Genomic DNA, 22,121 nt, shown 5'->3' with positions numbered 1-22,121 from the left:
AGAGTCAGAGGGGGAGGTCGACGGGGGCGAGATCGTGGAAGCGGTCGCCGGGGCCCGGGTTGCCAGGGTGGGTTTTGCCGCCGAGGTGGTCGAGCACGCCCCAGACGGCGTTCAGCGCGGTGGTCACGGCGCCTTCGGCGAAACCCGCGGTCCACGAGATGTCGTCGCCGCAGAGGAAGAACCCCTGCTGCGCCTCGGGTGCGCCCGCCTGCATGAACTGGGTGAACAGGCGCCGCTGGTAGCGGTAGTGGCCGGGAAGGTTGGCCCGGAAGGCGCCCATGAAGTTCGGCTCGCGCTCCCAGGTGATGCTGATCGGCTCGCCGATCACGTGCGAGGCGATGTCCACGCCAGGATAGATGGCGGCCAACCGTCGCAAAAGGACGGACACCCGCTGGTGGTCGTCGAGGGTGGACAGCTTCGACGAGTCGTCGTTCCAGGTGTAGGACAGGCACATCACGCCTGGCCGGTCCGGGCCGTCGTCGAACAGGTAGACCCCGCGCGGGCACCGGTCGGTGAGCGTCATGCCCATCACGTCGTGGCCGGTGCGCGGATCGGTGTCCAGCCAGAACGGCCGGTCGGTGAGGACGAAGACCTTGGAGGAGTTCATGTAGTGCGTGCGCTCGACCGCCGTCCACTGCGGGGTGCTGAGCAGCTCCGGGGCACAGTCGATCTGGCTGAGCAGCGTCCAGACGTGCGGGGTGAACACGGTCGCCGCGAACTCCCGCGGCACGCCGGTGCCGTCCTCGATGACGATACCGCCGCCGCGGCGCGTGATCTTCCTGACCGACGGGCGGGGGGCACCGGAGTTCAGCGAGGCCAGGGAAGTCCCGGCTGGCCAGTGCACGAGGTGCTCCGGTTCGTGCGTCCACAGACCCGACGGAACCCGTTGTGCGCCGCCGACGATACTCACCTGGTCGTCGTCCGCGTGGGTGTAGATCACCCGCAGGATCTCCAGGATCGAGTTGGGGAAGTCGGTGTCCCAGCCACCGGTGCCGAACCCGACCTGCCCGAAGATCTCCCGGGTCTGGAAGGACTCGAAAGCCGAGGAAGCGGCCAGGAAACCGTAGAACGACTGATCGTCCATTTCGGTCACCAGGCGGTTCCAGATGGACTTGATCGCCCTGACGTCACGTCGCCGGATGGCGTCCTCCATGGACGACAGTTCGGCGCGGTCCTGGAGGGCCTTGTCCCAGGCGTCGGCGACATCCTGGTAGACACTCGGCAGTTCTTCGGCGGTCCGGACGTGGTGGACCACCCCGCCGAGGTCGATCACCGTGCTCGGGGTGCAGGTGGCCAGCGGGTTCGGGAAGGGGCGGGTCCGCAGGCCGAGTTCCCTGATGTAGTGGAACAACGTGCTCGCCGACGGCGGGAAGCGCATCGCCCCCAGCTCCGCCAGCGAATCCGGGTGGTCGGCGAAGGCGATCGAACGCATCCGCCCGCCCAGCTCGCCTGCTTCGTAAAGGACCGGGCGCAGGCCCAGTTTCATGAGCTCGTACGCGGCCACGAGACCGGAGATCCCGCCGCCCACCACGGCGACCGGGGTGCCGAGGCGGTGCTCCGGGAGCTGCCCGAGCCCGGCCGGATGGCGCACCCAGTCGTCGTAGGCGAAGGGGAAATCCGGTCCGAACATCGTCATGGGGTTCGGGGTGGCCAACGTCATCTCGGTTACCTCTCCGACGAAAAGCGGCCAGCGGGGAATTCAGCATGACCGGGTAATCCCGTTTCAACGGGTGCGGCCGGTGTTCGAAGCCACCGGTACTGGTGCTTCAAAGCGTGCGGCAGGCGATCACGGGAAACCACCAGAGAACGTCTTGGTCACGGCATTGCGCCAGGCAAATCGGCCGATCCTCTAAGGGAAAGTACAGCGTTCGCGCTTCTACGATTCAGCGACGAGGTTCGGTCGATCCTGCGGTCTTAGGGATGGTGGCGCGGCGTCATGACAAGCGAAGCCAGCAAGGTGTCATGCGTGGATGGCGAGCCCGCCGACCGGACTTCCACCTCGCCGGAAGCGTTCCGTGAGCTGTTGGCCGCGGGGACGCGGAAGGAGGGCGTCCGGACGCTTGTCGACCTGGTCTCCCGGCACGCGGCAGCCGCGCTGGGCGTCGGGCGGTCCGAGGTTTCCGATCCGCGCCGCCGCTTCGCCGACCTCGGCCTGAGCTCCCTGTCCGCGGTCGAGCTGCACCGGAGGCTCCGCGCCGAACTTGACATTTCCTTGCCGCTGAACGAGATCTACGACCACCCGACCGCGCTCGGCCTTGCCGAAAGCCTGGCCGGACGGCTGTTCGGCCAGGAGCCGGACGCACCGGTCTCGCCCGCCGGGCGGTCCGGCGCCGACGATCCGGTCGTGATCGTCGGCACCGCGTGCCGCCTCCCTGGCGGGATCACCTCACCCGACGAACTGTGGCAGGCGCTGCTCGACGGCCGGGATGTCATCGGGCCGTTCCCCGAAGATCGCGGCTGGGCGGTCGAAAGCCTCTACGACCCCGATCCGGACCGTGCCGGGCGGACCTATGCGCGATCGGGCGGTTTCCTCGACGGAGCCGCCGAATTCGACGCCGGGTTCTTCGGGATCTCCCCGCGCGAAGCGCAGGCGATGGACCCGCAGCAGCGGCAGTTGCTGGAAACCGCCTGGGAGCTCTTCGAACGCGCGGGGATCGACCCGCTGTCGGTGCGGGGGAGCTCCACCGGGGTCTTCATCGGCGCGGAGAACCACGAATACGGCCCGGGGATGCAGGACGCCCGCGACGGCGCGGAAGGCCACCTGATCACCGGCACCGCCGGTAGTGTCGCGTCCGGCCGGATCGCCTACGAACTGGGCCTGCACGGTCCCGCCCTCACGATCGACACCGCGTGCTCGGCGTCCTTGGTCGCGCTGCACGTCGCCGCTCGGTCGCTGCGGGAAGGCGAATGCGACCAGGCGATCGTCGGCGGTGTCGCGGTCATGGCCACCCCCGGTTCCTTCCTGGCTTTCAGCCGGGTGCACGGCCTCTCACCCGACGGCCGCTGCAAGGCGTTCGGCGCGGGCGCCGACGGCACCGGCTGGAGTGAAGGCGTCGGCATGCTGCTGGTCGAACGCCTTTCCACCGCCCGCGAACGCGGACACCGGGTGCTGGCGGTGCTCCGCGGTTCCGCGGTCAACTCCGACGGCACCAGCGCCGGACTGACCGCCCCCAACGGCGTCGCCCAGCAGCGGGTCATCCGGCAGGCCCTGGCGGACGCGGGACTGAAACCGGCCGAGGTCGACGCGGTGGAGGCACACGGCACCGGCACCCCGCTCGGTGACCCGATCGAGGCCGCCGCCTTGCAAGCCACCTACGGCCCAGGACGGGACGCCGACCGTCCGCTGCTCCTGGGCTCGGTCAAATCGAACCTCGGCCACACCCAGGCCGCGGCCGGAGTCATCGGCGTGATCAAGATGATCTCGGCCATGGGCGCCGGTGTGCTGCCCCGGACCCTCCACGCCGAACCGGCCACCCCGCACCTGGAGTGGGCGGGCAGCGGCGTCGAACTGCTTACCCGGCAACAGCAATGGCCGGACCGCGGCGAGCCGCGGCGCTGTGCGGTGTCGTCGTTCGGGTTCAGCGGCACCAATGTCCATGTGGTCCTCGAGCAAGCCACCGTCGAGGCCTCAGTCGAACAGGCCCCAGTCGAACAGGCCACGGAGATCGACCTCCAGCTGCCGCTCGTGGTGTCCGCGCGCAGCCCCGAGGCGTTGCGGGCGCAGGCCGCTCGGCTGCGTGACGTGGTGGCCTCGGACGCCAGGCCACTCGACGTCGCGTTCTCGGCCGCCACCACCCGCGCGGCGTTGAAGCACCGCGCCACGGTCCTCGGCGCGGATCGCGGCGAACTCCTCGGCGGACTCGACGCACTGGCCAAGGGTGAGCACCGGCCCAACGTCGGCACCGGCATCGTCCAACATGGACGGCTCGCCTTCGTCTTCCCCGGTCAGGGCGCGCAGAAGCCCGCCATGGGCCGCGAGCTACACGCACGGTTCCCGGCGTTCGCCAGGGCTTTCGACGCCGCCTGCGCCGAAGTGGACCTGTACCTGGACCGCCCGCTCGCATCCGTGGTGTTCGCCGAGCCCGGTTCGGCGGATGCCGACCTGCTTGTCCAGACCGCTTACACCCAGCCGGCCCTGTTCGTGTTCCAGGTCGCGCTGTTCCGGCTGCTCGAGTCCTGGGGACTGCACCCTGACGTCGTCATCGGTCATTCGATCGGCGAGGTCGCCGCGGCGCACGTCGCCGGGATCTGGTCGCTTTCGGACGCCGCCGCCTTCGCCGCGCACCGCGGGCGGCTCCTGCAGGCGCTTCCCGAGGGTGGCGGGATGGTCGCCGCGCGCGCGACCGAGGAACAGATCCTGGAGCTGCTTTCCACCCGTTCGAGCGACGTGTGCGTCGCCGCCGTGAACGGCCCCGAAGCCGTGGTCCTGTCCGGACCACAAGCTGAGGTGCTGGCGCTTGCCGCGGACCTGACCGGCCGGGGAATCAAGTGCACTCCACTCAAGGTGAGCCACGCGTTCCACTCCGCACTGATGGAACCCGCGCTGGACGAGCTCCGCTGGGTCGCCGAGGTGCTCACCTACCGGTCGCCGAAGCTGCCGATCGTCTCCACCGTGACCGGCGCGCTGATCACCGAGGACGAGTTCGGCACGCCGGGGTACTGGGTCCGCCAGGTCCACGAACCCGTCCGGTTCGCCGACGCGGTCTCCGCGCTGCGCGGAGAGGGCGTCACCTCGGTCCTCGAACTCGGTTCCGGCGCGGCGCTTTCCGCCATGGTGGCGGAGGTCCTCGTGGTGCAAGACTCCTTCGCGGCACCCGCGTTGCGCAGCGGGCAGCACGAGGCCTCCTCGCTCGTCGCGACCCTGGCGGCTCTGCACACCCGCGGCGCCGGACCGGACTGGTCGCTGTTCTTCGCCGGACACGGCGCCCGCCGAGTCGACCTGCCGACTTACGCCTTTCAACGCCAGCGGTTCTGGCTCGAAAGCGGCACCGACCACGCTGTGTCCACTTTGGACCACCCGATCCTTGACTCCGCGTTCGAGCTGGCCGGGACCGGGGACACCGTCTTCACCGGCCGGGTCTCCCGGCACACCCACCCCTGGCTCGGCGACCACCGGATCCTGGGCCGGGTACTCGTGCCCGGGACCGCGTTGCTGGAGCTGGCCATCCGCGCCGGCGACGAGGTCGGCTGCGACCGCGTGGCCGAGTTGGTGCTGGAGACGCCGCTGGTGCTCGGCGAACGCGACCTCGTCCGGCTGCAGGTCGCGGTCGGGGCCGCGGACGCCGACGGCTTCCGGTCGCTCACCATCCACGCGAAGGAGGACAACGCGGCGGTCGATCGCGGCTGGACCCGGCACGCGACCGGTGTCCTCGCGCCGGGCACGCGGACGTTCGAGTTCGACGACGTCTGGCCCCCGGCCGGAGCCGTCGCTGTCGACCTCGACGGCTTCTACGACCGGCTGGCGACCGCCGGGTTCGACTACGGGCCCGCCTTCCACGGCCTGTCCGCGGTGTGGCGCCGCGGTGACGACGTGTTCGCGGAAGTCGGCCTGCCCGAGCCCGGCGGCTCCCACCCCGGGGTCTTCGGGCTGCACCCCGCTCTCCTGGACGCCGCCCTGCACGCGCCCGCCCTGGTCGGCCCGGCCAGCTCCGAGCAGACGACGGTGCCGTTCTCCTGGGGTGACGTCGTCCTCCACGCCACGGACGCCGTCGCGCTGCGCGTCCGGATCAGCACCGGTGGCGGCGACTCGGTGCGCGTCCTCGCCACCGATCCCACCGGCACGCCGGTGTTCTCCGCGGAGTCACTGGTGCTGCGTTCGCCGGTGTTCGAGGCCGACAGCGGCCACGACCATCTCTGGTGCCTGGACTGGGTTCCGCTGGCTGCCGACGCGGACGCGCAGGACTGCTTCACCGTGCTCGGCCGCGACCCCGGACGCCTGGCCGACGGCCTGCGCGGGGCCGCGAACTCCGTCGAGAGCCACCCGGGTTTCTCCGCGGAGGTCGCGGACGGTGCCAAACTCTTCGTCTTGCCGGTCGACGCGAGCACCGGTGTCCGCGCGATGCTGGCCGATACGCTGGCCACCGCGAGGGCTTGGCTCGCCGACGATCGCTTCGAGGACACCCGGCTGGTCGTGGTCACCCGCGGAGCCGTTTCCGTCGCCGGTGAGCCGGTCACGGATCCGGCCGCCGCGGCGGTGTGGGGCCTGATCCGGTCCGCCCAGGCCGAGAATCCCGGCCGGTTCGTCCTGGTCGACCTCGATGGCGAAAACTCGGTGGACGACTCCGCCTCGGTGCTGGCTGGCCTGCTCGCGTCGGAGGAACCGCAGGCGGTGATCCGGGCCGGTGCGGTCCGGATCGCCAGGCTGACGCGACTCGCCGACACACCGGACGCGGGCCTGCTGCCTCCGGTCGGGGAAACACCGTGGCGGCTGGACAGCCCTCGCCGGGGCAGCCTGGACGAGCTGACGTTGTCGCCGTTCCCCGCGGCCGCCGCCCCGCTTTCCGGCCGCGAGGTACGCCTGCGGGTCACCGCCGCGGGCGTCAACTTCCGTGACGTGCTCAACGCCCTCGGCATGTACCCGGGCGAAGCCGGTCCGCTCGGCGCCGAAGCGGCGGGTGTGGTCGTGGAGACCGGACCGGAGGTACGCGTTCTCCGCCAGGGTGACCGGGTCATGGGCATGATCGACGGCGCCTTCGGACCCGCCGCCGTGGTCGACGAGCGTTTACTGGCGCGGGTGCCCGCGCACTGGTCCGACGCCGACGCGGCGTCGGTGCCACTGGTCTTCCTGACCGCGTACTACGCGCTGACGGACCTGGCCGGTCTCCGGCCGGGACAGTCGGTCCTGGTGCACGCCGGAGCGGGCGGCGTGGGCATGGCCGCGATCGCGCTGGCCCGCCACCTCGGCGCGGATGTTTTCGCGACGGCGAGCGAGGGCAAGTGGGACACGCTCCGGTCGCTCGGGATCGCCGACGACCACCTTGCTTCCTCGCGGACGACCGGGTTCGAAGCCCGCTTCCTCGAGGTCACCGGCGGCCGCGGCGTCGATCTGGTGCTGAACTCGCTGGCCGGTGAGTTCGTGGACGCGTCCCTGCGGGTACTGGCGCCGGGCGGCCGGTTCCTGGAGCTGGGCAAGACAGACATCCGCGACGCCGCGGAACTCCACGGAATCTCCTACCGGGCCTTCGACCTGGCCGAAGCCGGGCCGGACCGGATCCAGGAGATGCTGACCGCGTTGCTGGCCCTGTTCGCCGACGGCTCGCTGGCGCCGCTGCCGGTGCGGTCCTGGGACGTCCGTCACGCGCCGGACGCCTTCCGGTTCATGAGCCAGGCCAAGCACATCGGCAAGATCGTGCTGCGCATGCCGCGGGTTTGGGACCCCGAAGGCACGGTGCTGATCACCGGCGGTACCGGTGGGCTCGGCGGGATCCTCGCGCGCCACCTGGTGTCCGAGCGGCACGTCCGGCACCTGGTTTTGGCCAGCCGGAGTGGTCCGGCCGCCGCGGGTGCCCCCGAGCTGGTCCGCGAGCTCGGCGAGCTGGGTGCCCACGTGACGGTGCACGCCTGCGACGTGTCCGACCGGGCCGAGGTCGCCGCCCTGCTGGCCGGTGTTCCCGCCGGGCATCCGCTGACCGCCGTCGTCCACGCCGCGGGCGTCGTCGACGACGGGGTGCTGAGCTCGATCACCGACGAAAGCCTCGAGACCGTCCTGGCCCCGAAACTGGACGCCGCCTGGCACCTGCACGAGCTCACCGCGGACCTCGACCTCGCCGCGTTCGTCCTGTTCTCCTCGGTCGCGGGCCTGCTCGGCAGCGCCGGTCAAGGCAACTACGCCGCCGCGAACGCCGGGCTGGACGCACTCGCGCACTACCGCCGCGATCGCGGACTCCCGGCGACGGCGCTGGCGTGGAGCGCGTGGGCACCGGGTAGCGGGATGACCGCCGCCCTCACCGGCGCGGATCTCGCCCGGATGGCCAGGGAAGGCCTTCCCGCGTTGACGGCGGAACGGGCACTCGGGCTCTTCGACCTCGCCATCGGCTCGGCTGACCCGGTACTGGTTCCCGCCACTGTGGACATTCGCCCACCACACGACCAGAGCCTGGTGCCGCACGTTTTCCGCGGCCTTGTGCGAACGACGGCACGCCGCTCGGTCGCAGCCTGCACTTCCCGTGAGGCCGGGCTCGTCGAGCGCCTGCGCGATCTGTCCGCCGAGGACCGCGAACGTACTCTCGTCACCCTGATCCAGACCGAGGCCGCGGCGGTGCTGGGTCACGGTTCCGCGAGTGAGGTCGAGGCCGGGCGCGCCTTCCAGGAACTCGGCTTCGACTCGCTGACCTCGGTGGAACTCAGGAACCGCCTCACCGCGCTGACCGGCCTGCGGCTCGCGCCCACCGCGGTGTTCAGCCACCCGACACCGCTGGCACTCGCCGCGCACCTGCTCGGCGAACTGGGCGAACCCGCCGGTGCCGCGACGGCCAAGCCGGTCCCGGCAGCGGTGGCCGACGGCGACCCGATCGTCATCGTCGGGATGAGCTGCCGTTACCCCGGCGGGGTTCGCTCGCCCGAAGACCTGTGGGACTTGGTCGTTTCCGGGCGAGACGCCATCGGTGCCTTTCCCGAAGACCGCGGCTGGGACCTCGACGGCCTCTACGATCCCGATGGCGTCCGCCCCGGTACGTCGACCACTCGTTCGGGCGGTTTCCTGCAGGAGGCGGCCGAGTTCGACGCCGAGTTCTTCCGGATGAGCCCGCGGGAGGCGCAAGCCGCCGACCCGCAGCAGCGGATTCTGCTGGAGGTGTCCTGGGAGGCCTTCGAGGCCGCCGGTATCGCCCCGGACTCGTTGACCGGCTCGCCCACCGGGGTGTTCATCGGTGCGTCGAGCAGTGACTACGCGACCTTGTTGTCGTCGACCGACCGCGCCGAAGGCTTTGTCCTGACCGGAAACACCGGCAGTGTGATGTCGGGCCGGATCTCCTACACCTTCGGTCTTGAAGGCCCCTCGATGACCGTCGACACGGCCTGCTCCTCGTCGTTGGTCGCGCTGCACTCGGCCGCGCAGTCGTTGCGAGCGGGGGAGTGCTCGCTCGCGCTGGCCGGTGGGGTCGCGGTTCTCTCCGAGCCTTCGCTGTTCGTCGAGTTCAGCAAGCAGGGCGGTCTCGCGGCCGACGGCCGGTGCAAGTCGTTCTCCGAGAACGCCGACGGCACGAGCTGGGCCGAAGGTGCCGGAATGCTGGTGCTGGAACGCCTTTCCGACGCCCGTCGCCACGGTCACCGGATCCTCGCCACTGTGCGCGGCAGCGCGGTGAACTCCGACGGCACATCCAACGGACTCACCGCACCGAACGGTTCTTCGCAGCAGCGTGTCATCCGCGCCGCCCTCGACTCCGCCGGACTGGCCCCGTCCGAGGTCGACGTCGTGGAGGCCCACGGCACCGGAACCGCGCTGGGTGACCCGATCGAGGCGCAAGCGCTGCTCGCGACCTATGGTCAAAATCGGCGACGCCCGCTCTGGCTCGGTTCGATCAAAGCGAACCTCGGCCACACCCAGGCCGCGGCCGGAGTCGCGGGGGTCATCAAGATGATCCTGGCGATGCGCCACGAAACGATGCCCGAGAGTTTGCATGTCGGCACGCCGTCATCGCAGGTGGACTGGACTACCGGCGAGGTAGCCCTGCTGACCGCGCGGACGCCGTGGCCCGAGGCGGACCACCTGCGCCGCGCGGGGGTTTCCTCGTTCGGGCTCAGCGGCACCAACGCCCACGTGATCATCGAGTCCCCGGCCGCCGAGCCGGTGCGAGCCGCGATGCCGTCCGCGATCGTGCCGTGGCTGGTGTCGGCGAGGAACGAGGCGGCGCTCGAAGACCAACTCGGCAGGATCCGGCGGTTCGCGGGGACGAACCCTGCCGAGTCCACTGTGGACATCGGATTCTCGCTGGTGTCCGGACGTTCGCAGTTCGAGCACCGGGCGGCGCTCATCCCCGGCGGCGGCACCATCCTGGAGGTGTCCCGCGGGGTCGCCGCGCCGGCCCCGTTCGCGATGCTGTTCCCCGGCCAGGGATCCCAGCGCGTGGGTATGGGCCAGGAGCTCCACGCCCGCTTCCCCGCGTTCGCGGCGGCTTTCGACGCCGCGGCAGAGCACCTGGACGCGGGGTTGGGCCGCCCGCTGCGCGACGTCCTCTGGGGTGAGGACCACGACCTGCTCAACGAGACCGGCTGGGCACAACCGGCGCTGTTCGCGGTCGAGGTCGCGCTGTTCCGGCTGCTGGAGTCGTGGGGGGTCGAGCCCGGTTTCGTCGCCGGTCATTCGATCGGCGAGATCGCCGCCGCGCAGGTCGCCGGGGTGCTGTCGCTGCGCGATGCCGCTGCGCTGGTGCTCGCCCGCGGCCGGTTGATGCAGGCATTGCCCACCGGCGGGGCGATGGTCTCGGTGCGGGCGAGCGAGGAGGAAGTCCTGCCGCTGCTGACGGCGGACGTGTCGATCGCCGCGATCAACGGGCCCGACGCGGTGGTCGTCTCCGGCGCTGACCAGGCCGTTTCCGCGCTGGCGGCCGCTTTCGCCGCCCAGGGTCGGAAGACCAAGCGGCTGCCGGTCTCCCACGCCTTCCACTCGCCACTGATGAGTCCGATGCTCGACGACTTCCGTGCGGTGGTGGAAACCCTGGAGTTCCACCCGCCGCGGATCCCGGTCGTGTCGACCGTGACCGGCGCGCTCGCCGACCAAGACGACTTGTGCTCGCCGGACTACTGGGTCAGGCACGTCACTGAAACCGTGCGGTTCGCCGACGGGGTGGCCGCGCTGAGGAACGCGGGCGCGGGCGCTTTCCTCGAACTGGGTCCGGACGGCGTGCTGTCGGCCATGGCCCGGCAGACCCTTCCCGCCGACGCGGTGGTGATTCCGGCGCTGCGCAAGGACCGCGGCGAGGAGTCCACGATCGTCGCCGCACTCAGCGGGCTGCACGTCTCGGGCGTCCGGGTGGACTGGGCCGGGTTCTTCGTCCGCACCGGCGCCCGCCGGATCGACCTGCCGACCTACGCCTTCCAGCACCAGCGGTTCTGGCCGGACAACCCGCCAGGCGGCGACCGCGCCAGTGACGCTGCTTCGGTCGGCCTCACGCCGGTGCGGCACCCGCTGCTCGACGGCTTCGTCGCGCTGGCGGGGGACGCGGGCGTCGTGTTCACGAGCAGGCTCTCGACGCGTTCGCACCCCTGGCTGGCCGACCACGTCGTGCTGGGCCGGGTCCTCCTGCCCGGCACGGCTTTTGCCGAGTTGGCGATCCGCGCGGGTGACGAGACCGGCTGCGCGCGGGTCGAGGAACTGACGTTGGCCGCTCCGCTGGTCCTGCCGGACCGGGGTGCTGTCCAGGTGCGCGTCTCGGTGGGTGCACCGGGCGAAACCGGCCGTCGCGGGATCGAGATCCACTCCCGTCTCGATGGTGAGCGGGACGCGTCCTGGGTGCGGCACGCGTCCGGCAGCCTCGTCCCCGAGACTTCGTGGCAGCCTGCGGCGGTCGACACGGTGTGGCCGCCCGCGGGTGCGGAACCGGTCGCGGTGGACGGCTGTTACGAGGGGTTCCTCGACGCCGGTTTCGACTATGGCCCCGCCTTCCAAGGACTGCGCGCCGCGTGGCGCCGTGGCGACGAACTGTTCGCCGAAGTGACCCTGCCCGAGCATGTCCGGGAAGGCGCGGGTGAGTTCGGGCTGCATCCGGCCCTGCTCGACGCGGCGCTGCACGCGCTGTTCTTCGCGGACCCCGACGGCACTGAGCACACGGGCGCCGTCCCGTTCTCGTGGGAAGGCGTGTCGCTGCACGCCACGGGTGCCTCGTCGGTGCGTGTCCGGCTGATACCCAGCGGCGAGAAGACCGTGTCGATCACGATCTCCGACCCCATGGGAGCACCGGTCGCCTCGGTCGACTCGCTCGTTTCCCGTGCCCTGTCGAGCGAACAGGTCCGCGAATCCGGCAGCGACAGTTTGTTCGGCCTCGACTGGTCCCCGGTCGCGACCGGGGATCCGGGAGAGCCGGGTGCGCTCGCGATCCTGGGCACCGACACCTTCGGCCTGCAGGAGTCCGGCGTTTCCGTCACCTGCTACGCCGACCTCGCCGACCTGCCGGAGGAGGTGCCGGAGGTGGTCCTCATCGGTGTCGGCAGTGCCGACACCCACCTGGTGGAGGCTGCGCACGAGCTCACCGCGAGCACCCTCAAGCTCCTTCAGGACTGGCTCGACGCCGAGCGCTTCACCCGAGCACGGCTGGTGTTCGTCACCCGCGGTGCGACGACCGGCGTGGACCCGGCCGCGGCGTCGGTCTGGGGCCTGGTGCGCACCGCGCAGTCGGAAAACCCGGGCCGGTTCGCCCTGCTGGACGTCGACGCGCCCGACGCCGCCGCACTCGTCGGAGCGGTGCTCTCGGAAGAGACCGAACTGACCGTCCGCGGCGGTGAGGTTTCGGCCGCCCGGCTCGTGCGCAGGACGGTCGCTCCGCGCCCGCTGGGCTGGGCCGCCGAGGGCACGGTCCTGATCACGGGTGGTACCGGTGGCCTTGGCAGGCTACTGGCCCGGCACCTGGTCACCACACATGGCGTGCGCCGGTTGATCCTCGCCAGCCGGTCCGGTGCTGCTTCCCCTGGCGCCGGGGAGCTGGTCACCGAGCTGGCCGGACTGGGCGCCGAAGTCTCGCTGGCGGCCTGCGACATCGCCGACCTCGTCGCCGTCCGGGGCCTGGTTGCCACCGTCCCCGCGGCACACCCGCTCACGGCGGTGGTGCACACCGCCGGGGTGCTCGACGACGGCGTGCTCGCCACCCTCACCCCCGACCGGCTGGACGCCGTGCTGCGGCCCAAGGTCGACGCCGCCTGGAACCTGCACGAGGCCACCGCGGAGCTCGGGCTCGCCGCGTTCGTGCTGTTCTCGTCGATCGCCGGGGTGCTGGGCAGTCCCGGACAGGGCAACTACGCGGCGGCGAACACCTTCCTCGATTCCCTGGCCCAGCTGCGAAGGAACCAGGGCCTGCCCGCGGTGTCGCTCGCATGGGGCCCGTGGGCGCAGGAAACGGGGATGACCTCGATGCTGTCCGGCGCCGACATCGCCAGGATGAGCCGGGACGGGGTCACACCGTTGTCCCGGTCGCACGGGTTGTCGCTTTTCGACGCCGCGGTCGCGTCCGAAGACCCACTGGTCGTCGCGACCAGTCTCGACATCGGCGCGCTGCGTGCGCGTCGCGAGGTACCGCCGCTGCTCCGGGCTCTGGTGCCCGGGGTCCGCCGCGAGATGGCGCGGGCGGCGACGCCGGCAGGTGCGGACACCGTCGCGCGGCGGGCGGCCGGGCTCCACGGCGACGAGCGGACGAAGTTCCTCCTTGACCTGGTCCGGACGGAGGTGGCCGCGGTACTCGGCCACGCGACCCTGACCGCGATCGGGGCCACCCGGGACTTCCGGGACCTGGGCTTCGACTCGCTGACCTCGGTCGAGCTGCGCAATCAGCTCAACTCCGCGACCGGGCTGCGGCTGCCGGCGACCCTCGTCTTCGACTACCCCACCCCCGGCGCGGTCGCGGGCTTCCTGTCGGCGCGGCTGCCCGCCGAGGGCAACCGCCCGCCCGGTTCACCGCTCGAAGAGCTCAACCGCTTGGAGGCGGCGTTGAAATCCGGCACCACCGAGCACGAAGCAGTCGCGCGGCGGCTCGACGAGCTCGTCGCGCGGCTGCGGCGCCCGGCGCGGTTCACGGACGCGAAACCGAAGGCGGCCAAGGAAGACATCGAGTCGGCGTCGGTCGACCAGCTGCTCGGCATCATCGACGAAGAGTTCAGCCGGGGGTAACGACCGGCTGCCCACTCCCACGACCTGATTGAGGACAAGCCAGTGCAGGAAGACCAGCAGGAAAAGATCGTCGACTACCTGCGACGCGTGACCGCTGATCTCCGTGGTGCGCGGGAGCGGGTCGAGGAGCTCGAGTCCCGGGGGCACGAGCCGATCGCCATCGTGGGGATGGGCTGCCGCTACCCGGGCGGGATCGCCTCCCCGGAGGACCTGTGGCAGGTCGCCGCCGAGGGCGTCGACGCCATCACCGGCTTCCCGGCCAACCGCGGCTGGGATCTGGCGGGCAGCTACGACCCGGACCCCGAACACCCGGGGACCTCCTACACCCGCTCCGGCGGATTCCTCCACAGCGCGGGGGAGTTCGACCCGGAGTTCTTCGGCATCTCCCCGCGCGAGGCACTGGCGACCGACTCCCAGCAGCGGCTGCTGCTCGAGGTGTCGTGGGAGGCGATCGAGCGGGCGGGCATCGACCCGCTCGCGTTGCGCGGCAGCCGGACGGGCGTGTTCGCCGGGGTCATGTACAGCGACTACGCCTCGACGCTTTCCGGCGACGAGTTCGACGGCTTCCGTGGCAATGGCAGCGCGCCGAGTGTCGCCTCCGGGCGCGTGGCCTACACCCTCGGCCTCGAAGGCCCGGTCGTCACGGTGGACACGGCCTGCTCGTCTTCCCTGGTGACCATGCACCTCGCCGCGCAGGCCCTGCGCGGCGGTGAGTGCACCTTGGCGCTCGCGGGCGGGGTCGCGGTGATGTCGACGCCGGAGGTGTTCGTCGAGATGTCCCGCCAGCGCGGGCTCGCCGAAGACGGCCGCTGCAAGTCCTTCTCCGACGACGCCGACGGGGTCGGCTGGGCCGAAGGCGTGGGAGTGCTGGTACTGGAAAAGCTCTCCGACGCACAACGCCTCGGCCACCCGGTGCTCGCCGTGCTGCGCGGCAGCGCGGTGAACTCCGACGGTGCGTCGAACGGCTTGACCGCGCCGAACGGTCCGTCGCAGCAGCGCGTGATCCGGGCCGCGCTGGCCGACGCCGGTCTGTCCACATCGGACGTCGACGTGGTCGAAGGACATGGCACGGGCACCGTGCTGGGCGACCCGATCGAAGCGCAGGCCCTGCTCTCGACGTACGGTCAGGACCGGGAAACCCCGTTGCTGCTCGGTTCGCTGAAGTCGAACCTCGGCCACACCCAGGCCGCCGCGGGGGTGGCGGGCGTGATCAAGATGGTGCTCGCGATGCGCGCGGGTCAGGTGCCCAAGACGTTGCACCTGGGCACGCCGTCCTCGCGGGTGGACTGGACAGAGGGTTCGGTCGAGCTGCTGACCGAGCAGGTCGTGTGGCCGGTGGTGGACCGCCCGCGCCGCGCGGGCGTGTCCTCGTTCGGGATCAGCGGGACGAACGCGCACGTGATCATCGAACAGGCACCGGAACCCGAGCTCACCCAGCAAGCCCCCGAGCCGGCAGGTTCGCCGACTGTCGTGCCTTGGCTGGTCTCCGGGCGGTCGGCGGCGGCGCTGGACTCCCAGCTCGTCACTCTCGAATCCTTTGTGGACGCCGACCCGGCGCTCACCCCGCTCGACGTCGGCTACTCACTGGCCACCGGCCGTTCCGTCTTCGAGCACCGGGCCGTCCTGCTGGGTGACGAGGTCGTGCGCGGGGTGGCCGAGGAACGTTCGGCCGCGATGCTGTTTTCCGGGCAGGGTGGCCAGCGCCTGGGCATGGGCCGCGAGCTCTACCGCCGTTTTCCGGTGTTCGCCGAGTCCCTGGACGAGATTTTCGCCGCGTTCGACGTCCTGCTCGATCGGTCGTTGCGGGAGGTTGTGTGGGGTGAGGACGCGGCGGCGTTGAACCGGACCGGTTTCGCGCAGCCCGCGTTGTTCGCGGTCGAGGTGGCGTTGTTCCGGTTGGTGCGGTCGTGGGGGATCGAGCCGGGTTTTGTCGCCGGGCATTCAATCGGCGAGGTCGCGGCTGCTCAGGTCGCGGGGGTCTTCTCGTTACCGGACGCGTGTGCGCTGGTCGCGGCGAGGGCTCGGTTGATGGAGGCGTTGCCCGCGGGTGGGGCGATGGCGTCGTTGCAGGCAGGTGAAGCCGAGGTCACCGCGCTGCTTGACGGTGGTGTGGCGATCGCCGGACTGAACGGTCCCGCCGCGGTGGTGGTGTCCGGGACGGCCGAGGCGGTCGAGCGGGTCGTCGCGGCGTTGGAGGCGCGGGGTCGTAAGACGAAGCGGCTCGCGGTGTCGCACGCGTTCCACTCGCCGTTGATGGACCCGATGCTGGCCGAGTTCCGCCGCGCGATCGATGGATTGTCGTTCGAGGCACCGCGGATCCCGGTGGTCTCCAACGTCACCGGGACGTTCGCCAGTGCCGAGTTGTGCACCCCCGAATACTGGGTACGCCACGTCCGGGAGGCTGTCCGGTTCGCCGACGGTGTCCGCACGCTGCGCGACGCGGGCGTCACCAGTTTCGTGGAGTTGGGCCCGGACGGTGTGTTGTCGGCGATGGCCTTGGAAACCCTCGGTGACGACGCCGGGAGCGTGGTGGCGGTTCCGCTGCTGCGCAAGGACCGTGGCGAGGAAGACGCCGTCCTCAGCGCGGTCGCCCGGCTGCACGTGACCGGCACCGTCGTGGACTGGAAGACGTTCTTCGCCGGTACCAACGCCCACCGCGTCGATCTGCCGACCTACGCCTTCCAGCACGAAACCCTTTGGCCGACGCCGTTTCCGGCGGCGGGTGACCTCTCCGCGGCCGGGCTGGTCTCCGCGGTGCATCCGCTGCTCGGCGCGTCGGTCTCGCTGGCAGGCACCGACGGCGAGCTGTTCACCGGCCGCCTTTCGGTGGCGACCCACCGGTGGCTCGCCGACCACGCCGTCGGTGACACCGTGCTCTTCCCGGGAACCGGTTTCCTCGAGCTCGCCGTGCGCGCGGGTGACCAGGTCGGGTGCGACCAGGTGGAGGAGCTGACCTTGGCGGCGCCGCTGGTGCTCGGCCCGGAGGACGCCGTTGTGCTCCAGGTATCCGTCGGCGGCCCGGACGACTCGGGGCGCCGCTCGGTCACCGTCTACTCCCGCCCGGCCACCGCCCTCGACCTGCCGTGGGCACGACACGCGATGGGCACGCTGACCTCCGGGCAGCAGGTGGCGGCGTTCGACACCGCAGTCTGGCCGCCCGAAGGCGCCACCGCGGTCGACCTGGACGGTTTTTACCAGGACACCGCCGACGCCGGGTTCGCCTACGGCCCGGTTTTCCGAGGGCTGCGCGCGGCGTGGCGCCGAGGGGACGAGGTCTTCGCCGACGTCGCACTTCCGGAGGAAGCCGCTGACAGCGAACGGTTCGGCCTGCACCCCGCGCTGCTGGACGCGGCCTTGCACGCGACGAGTTTCGCCGGGCTCGGCAGTGGCGGGCAGCGCCTGCTTCCGTTCTCCTGGAACGGCGTGTCCCTGCACGCCGGTGGCGCCGGGCAGCTGCGTGTCCGGCTGACCAAGACCGCCGACGACACGATCACGCTCGCCGCGGCCGATGTCGAAGGCGCGCCCGTGATCACCGTGGAGTCGCTGGTCCTGCGGGAGGCCTCCAACGACGTCGCCGCAGCGCCCGCGGACGCGGAACAGGACTCGCTCTTCCGGGTCGACTGGATCGCCGCACCCGCCGAAGCCAGGCATACCCCGGCCACCTGCGCGGTACTGGGACCGGACGTTTTCGGCCTGGCGCAAGCTCTTTTGGCCCCGCTGGTGCTTTCACTCGCCGAGCTGACCGAGCTGACCGAGGTGCCCGGGGCCGTTCTCGTGCCGATCATCGGCGAACTCGACCACCGGGGCCCTGCCGCAGTGCACGAGCTGACCGCCAGGGTGCTCGATCTGGTGCAGTCGTGGCTGGCCGACGGCCGCTTCGGCGAGTCCAGGCTCGTGTTCGTCACCCGCGGCGCGATCTCCGTCGGCGGTGCGGACGCGCCGGACCTCGCGGCGGCGTCCAGCTGGGGCCTGGTCCGCTCGGCGCAGGCCGAGAACCCCGGCCGGTTCCTGCTCGTCGACCTGGACCCCGACACCGGAATCCCCGCTGTCGTACCGAATCTGGTCGCCTCCGACGAGCAGCAGTTCGCGCTGCGCGGTGAGGACGTCCTCTGCGCCCGGCTCGCGCGGCTCGCGTCGGGCCCCGCACTGGTCTCCCCGGCGGGAGACCCGCCGTGGCGGCTTGGCACCCACCGGCGGGGCAGCATCGACAACCTCGTCCTGCTGCCCTCGGCCGGTGCGGAACCGTTGACCGGCCGCGAAGTCAGGGTCGGCGTCACCGCCGCCGGGCTGAACTTCCGCGACGTCCTCAACGCGCTCGGCATGTATCCCGGCGATCCCGGCCCGCTCGGCGCCGAGGCGGTGGGCGTCGTGGTCGAGGCCGGTCCGGACGCCTCGGACCTGCGACCCGGCGACCGGGTCATGGGGATGGTCGCGGGTGGTTTCGGCCCGCTCGCGGTGGCCGACGAGCGCCTGCTGACGAAGGTCCCCGGCACTTGGTCGGACGCTGAGGCGGCCTCGGTGCCGTTGGTGTTCCTGACCGCCTACTACGGCCTCGCCGATCTCGCCGGGCTGCGACCGGGCGAGTCGATCCTGATCCACGCCGGGGCCGGTGGGGTCGGCATGGCCGCCATTCAGCTGGCGAAGCACTTCGGCGCCGAGGTCTACGCGACGGCCAGCGAAGGCAAGCAGGACATCCTGCGCGGGCTGGGCGTTCCCGACGACCACATCGCGTCGTCGCGGACCACCGACTTCGAGCAGCTGTTCGGCGAGGTCAGCCGCGGCCGCGGGGTCGACGTCGTGCTGAACGCGCTCACCGGCGAGTTCCTCGACGCCTCACTGCGGCTGCTGGCGCCGGGCGGCCGGTTCCTGGAGATGGGCAAGACCGACCTCCGTGACGCGGCGGACCTGCCGGGCGTCACGTACCGGGTGTTCGACATCGTCGACGCGGGCCCGGACCGCACGAGCGGACTGCTCTCGGAGCTCTCGGAGCTGTTCACCACCGGCGCGTTGACCCCACTGCCGGTGACGACCTGGGACGTCCGGCGCGCGAAGGAAGCCTTCCGGCACATGAGCCAGGCGCGCCACGTCGGCAAGATCGTCCTGACCATGCCGCCGGTCTGGGACGTCGAGGGCACCGTGCTCATCACCGGCGGCACCGGCGGGCTGGGCAGCCTGCTCGCCCGGCACCTGGTCACCCGGCGCGGGGTCCGGCACCTGGTGCTGGCCAGCCGCCGGGGCCTGGGCTCCCCTGGCGCGACCGAGCTGCGAGACGCGCTGGCCGCGCACGGCGCGGACGTGACGATCGCCGCCTGCGACACCTCCGACGCGGACGCCGTCGCCGCGCTGCTCGCGGGAATTCCCGGCGCCCATCCGCTGACCGCGGTGGTGCACACCGCGGGTGTCCTCGATGACGGACTCGTCGAATCGCTGACCCCACAACGCTTGGACGGGGTGTTGCGGCCGAAGGTCGACGCCGCGTGGCATCTGCACGAAGCGACCCTAGGTCTCGGTCTCGCCGCGTTCGTCGTGTTCTCGTCGGTCGCCGGGGTGCTGGGCAGCCCTGGACAGGGCAACTACGCGGCGGCGAACACCTTCCTCGATTCCCTTGCCCAGCAACGCAGACGGCAGGGCCTGCCCGCGACCTCGGTGGCCTGGGGGCCGTGGGCGCAGAGCAGCGGCATGACCGGCGGGCTGACCGAGGTGGACATCCGCCGGATGGACAACGCCGGGTTCCCGCCGGTCACCGCGGAGCTGGGCCTGGCCCTGTTCGACGACGCGATCGCCGCCGACGAGGCGCTGGTGGTCGCGATGCGGGTCAACGCGCGCGCCTTGCGGTCTCGTGGAAACCTGCAGCCGCTGATGCGAGGCCTGGCGGGCGGTGTCCGTCGCACGGCCGCGAAGACGGCGTCGACCGGCTCGACGTCCGACCTCGCGCGGCAGCGCGCGGGTTTTGCCGCCGGGGACCGCCTGCGCTTCCTCACCGACCTGGTGCGCTCCGATGCCGCCGCCGTCCTCGGGCACTCGTCGTCCGCCTCGATCGACGTCAAGCAGGGTTTCCGCCAGCACGGTTTCGACTCGCTGACCGCGGTCGAGCTGCGGAACCGGGTCACCGAGGTGACCGGCCTCCGACTGCCTTCGACCCTGGTCTTCGACTACCCGACGCCCGCAAGCCTCGCGGAGTTCCTGCTCGGTCAGCTGAACGACACCGACACCGACAGCGACAGCCACACCGGCACGGTCCACCCAGCCGGTCCGGTCCTCGGCACCCAGCCGCGCGACGCCGAAGATCCAGTGGTCATCGTGGGAATGAGTTGCCGCTTCCCAGGCGGGGTCCGCTCTCCGGAAGACCTCTGGCAGCTCGTCTACACCGGTTCGGACGCCATCGCGGGGTTCCCCACCGACCGCGGCTGGGACCTCGAGATGCTCGCCGGCGGCGGGCCGGGCAGCAGCGAAACCCGCGAAGGCGGCTTCCTCTACGACGTCGCCGACTTCGACGCCGAGTTCTTCGGGATCGCCCCGCGCGAGGCGCTGGCGATGGACCCGCAGCAGCGGCTGCTGCTGGAAACCACCTGGCAGGCCGTCGAAAGCGCGGGCATCGCGCCGAACACCCTGCGCGGCCGCCAGGCGGGCGTGTTCGTCGGCGCCAGCCACACCCACTACACCGAGACACTGGGCAGCGTCGCTGAAGACCTGGAGGGACTGATCCTCACCGGCAACACCTCCAGCGTGATGTCGGGCCGCCTGTCGTACACGCTCGGCCTCGAAGGTCCTTCCCTCACGGTGGACACCGCGTGCTCGTCTTCGCTGGTGGCCCTGCACATGGCCGTGCGGTCGCTGCGCGGCGGTGAGTGCACCCTCGCGCTCGCGGGCGGGGTGACGGTGATGGCGACCTCGGACAGCTTCAGCGAGTTCGCCCGCGCGGGTGGCCTTTCCCCCGACGGACGGTGCCGGGCGTTTTCCGACGACGCCAACGGGACCGGCTGGTCCGAAGGCGTCGGGATGCTCGTACTGGAACACCTTTCCGAGGCACAGCGCCAAGGCCACGAGGTCCTCGCCGTGGTGCGCGGCGCCGCGATCAACTCCGACGGCGCGTCGAACGGCCTGACCGCGCCCAACGGCCCCTCGCAGCAGCGGGTGATCCGGGCCGCGCTGGCCGACGCCGGACTGTCCACATCGGACGTCGACCTGGTCGAGGCGCACGGGACGGGCACCAGGCTCGGTGACCCGATCGAGGCGCAGGCGCTGCTCGCCACCTACGGCCAGCACCGCGAGCGGCCGGTGAAACTGGGGTCCCTGAAGTCGAACCTCGGCCACGCGCAAGCGGCGTCGGGCGTCGGCGGCGTCATCAAGATGGTGCAGTCGCTGCGTCACGGCGTGATGCCCGCGACCTTGCACGCCGAGGAGCCGGCTTCGCAGGTGGACTGGGCAGCCGGGGCCGTCGAACTGCTGACCGAGCAGGCCTGCTGGCCGGAGCTGGACCGGCCGCGCCGCGCCGCGGTCTCGTCGTTCGGCATCAGCGGGACCAACGCCCACGTGATCCTCGAACAGGCACCCGTCCTGGCTGAGCCCGCCCCGCGCGGCCCCGCCACCGGCGTCCTGCCGTGGGTGCTCTCGGCAGCCTCGGACCGTGCGCTGCGCGAGCAGGCGGCCCGGCTCAGGGTCTTCGCGGAGAGGAACCCCGACCTCCTCCCGGTCGACGTCGGCTGGTCGCTGGCCGGAACCCGCGCGCCGCTGCCCTACCGCGGCGCGGTGCTCGGCGAGACCCGGCAGGACTTCCTCGACGGCTTGGCCGCGCTGGCCGAAGACGGGCCGTCTCCGTCCGTGGTGGTCGGGAAGGCCGCCGGTGAGGGCCTGCCGGTCTTCGTGTTCCCCGGCCAGGGCTCGCAGTGGTGGGGGATGGGCCAGGAGCTCTGCGCCACCTCCGCGGTGTTCCGCGACAGCGTCCGAGCTTGCGCCGAGGCGTTGGCCCCGTTCGTGGACTGGCCGGTCGAGGACGTCGTCGCCGGTGTTGGAGATCCTGCCCTGCTGGACCGGGTCGACGTCGTCCAGCCCGCGTTGTTCACGGTCATGGTCGGATTGGCCAAGGTGTGGCGGTCCCACGGCATCGAGCCCGCTGCCGTGATGGGGCATTCGCAGGGCGAGATCGCGGCGGCCCAGGTGGCAGGCGCGCTTTCGCTCGACGATGCCGCGAGGGTGGTCGCCTTGCGCAGTAAGGCACTACTGGGGTTGTCGGGCCTTGGCGGGATGGTCTCGATCGCCTCGTCGGCCGAGCGGGTCTCGGCCTTGCTGCTGCCGTTCGGCGACGACG

2 protein-coding genes and 1 pseudogene are annotated in these 22,121 nt (G+C 71.4%); 2 read left to right on the top strand and 1 reads right to left on the bottom strand.

Features of this window, described 5'->3' with window-relative positions; genetic code table 11:
* Window positions 1-4: 4 nt before the first annotated feature.
* Window positions 5-1,660, bottom strand: coding sequence for a flavin monoamine oxidase family protein (locus QMK34_RS38055; protein WP_326419628.1), 1,656 nt, complete (start codon window positions 1,658-1,660; stop codon window positions 5-7).
* A 306-nt stretch (window positions 1,661-1,966) separates the two neighbouring features.
* Between QMK34_RS38055 and QMK34_RS38050 the strand changes: the two genes are divergently transcribed.
* Entirely contained in the window at window positions 1,967-13,813 is an 11,847-nt protein-coding gene (locus QMK34_RS38050; protein WP_326419627.1) for an SDR family NAD(P)-dependent oxidoreductase, read from the top strand.
* A gap of 57 nt (window positions 13,814-13,870) precedes the next feature.
* A pseudogene (locus tag QMK34_RS38045) lies at window positions 13,871-22,121 on the top strand (SDR family NAD(P)-dependent oxidoreductase); the annotation flags it as partial.

Origin of the sequence: Amycolatopsis sp. H20-H5 (assembly GCF_035828755.1) — a bacterium.
Taxonomy (GTDB): Bacteria; Actinomycetota; Actinomycetes; order Mycobacteriales; family Pseudonocardiaceae; genus Amycolatopsis.
The sequence above is the reverse complement of the archived record's forward strand: the minus strand, read 5'-3'. Positions and strand labels throughout refer to the sequence as shown.

Coding starts and splice junctions, on each gene's coding strand:
- QMK34_RS38055 (WP_326419628.1), bottom strand. CDS start 1,660: ATGACGTTGGCCACCCCGAACCCCATGACGATGTTCGGACCGGATTTC.